2 protein-coding genes are annotated in these 1608 nt (G+C 60.4%); both read left to right on the top strand.

What is annotated here, in order from left to right:
• Positions 1–672: type IV pili methyl-accepting chemotaxis transducer N-terminal domain-containing protein (locus ADADOO_RS16560; protein ID WP_511278615.1), on the top strand; the 672-nt coding region annotated here is incomplete at its 5' end.
• Between the two features lie 69 nt (positions 673–741).
• Positions 742–1608, top strand: an 867-nt coding sequence (locus ADADOO_RS16555) for a 3-deoxy-7-phosphoheptulonate synthase (protein ID WP_511278614.1), incomplete at its 3' end; no start/stop codon positions are given.

The raw sequence follows: 1608 nt of genomic DNA, 5'->3' as shown, positions 1-1608 counted from the left end.
CGCATGCTGTCGCAGCGCATGGCCAAAGCCTACTTTCAAATTGGCCAGCAAATCGACGTAGACCGTAGCAAAAAGGTGCTCGACGGCTCCATTGCCGTCTTTGACCGACAACTCGTCGAATTGAAGAACTACGCGCCGACGCCGGAAATCAAGGAAACCTACCTCAAACTCGAAAAGTCCTGGCTGGCTTACAAGGACGTGCTGGTCGGGGCAACGCCCTCGCCGGAAAACGGGCGGAAGGTGCTGGCGATTTCCGATGGTGTGCTGGAACTGGCACATCAGGCCACCGTCCAGCTGGAAAAGAAATCAGGCTCGAATGCCGGCCGCCTGGTCAATGTGTCGGGGCGCCAGCGCATGTTGTCGCAGCGCATGGCCAAGTATTATCAGGCTGCAGCGTGGGGTGTTGCCGATAACGGCAGCGCCACCAATCTGGCCAAGGCCCGCCAGGATTTTTCGACGGCGCTACTGGAGTTGGCCAGCGCCCCGGCCAATACCGCTCAGCTCAATGAAAGCCTTGATCTTGTCCGGCAGCAGTGGCTTTTCTTCGAGAACGCCCTCAACCAGAAAAGCGGCGGCGACAAGCGGGCGCAACTGGCCGTGGCGACGACCAGCGAACGTATCCTGGACGAAATGGAGATTGCCGTCGGTCTCTACGAGAAGTTGCCAAAATAGCCGGCGCAAAATCTTCGATGGCCATCCGGTAGAATGCGGGGTTTTCAGCATTTCTGAACGAGACTGGCCATGACGCCGCACAGCACACAAGCGAACAAACCGAATACCGACGACTTGCGCATCAAGGAAATCAAGGAACTGGTGCCGCCGGCCCACGTTTTCCGCGAATACCCGGTGTCCACCCGCGCCGCCCAAACAACCTCGGTCGCCCGCCAGGCGATTCACCGCGTTTTGCATGGCGCCGATGACCGCCTGCTCGTCGTCATCGGCCCCTGCTCGATCCATGACTACGAGGTGGCCATGGATTACGCCAAAAAGCTGGCCAGGGAAGCCGAGAAATACGCTGAAGACCTCATCGTCGTCATGCGCGTCTATTTCGAAAAGCCGCGCACCACGGTTGGCTGGAAAGGCCTGATCAACGATCCGCGCCTCGACAACACCTTCCGCATCAACGAAGGCCTGCGTCTGGCCCGGCGCATCCTGCTCGAAATCAACGAACTCGACCTTCCCTGCGCCACTGAGTTCCTCGACACCATCACCCCGCAATACACGGCCGACCTCATCGCCTGGGGTGCCATCGGGGCGCGCACGACCGAATCGCAGGTGCATCGCGAGCTGGCCTCCGGCCTGTCCTGCCCGGTCGGTTTCAAGAATGGCACCGACGGCAACATGCGCATCGCCGTCGACGCCATCCGCTCGGCCAATTCACCGCACCATTTCCTGTCGGTCACCAAGTCCGGCCACACCGCCATCGTGTCGACGACCGGCAACGAGGACTGCCACGTCATCCTGCGCGGCGGCAAGGAACCGAACTACGACGCGGCCAGCGTCGATGCGGCGTGCACTGAAATCGCCAAGTCCGGCCTCGCTGCGCGGCTCATGGTCGATTTCTCGCACGGCAACAGCCGCAAGCAATTCAAGCTGCAAATGGAAGTC

Origin of the sequence: Azonexus sp., assembly GCF_036170495.1 — a bacterium.
Classification (GTDB): domain Bacteria; phylum Pseudomonadota; class Gammaproteobacteria; order Burkholderiales; family Rhodocyclaceae; genus Azonexus.
Note: the sequence above shows the minus strand (reverse complement) of the source record. Positions and strands in the feature narration are given on the sequence as shown.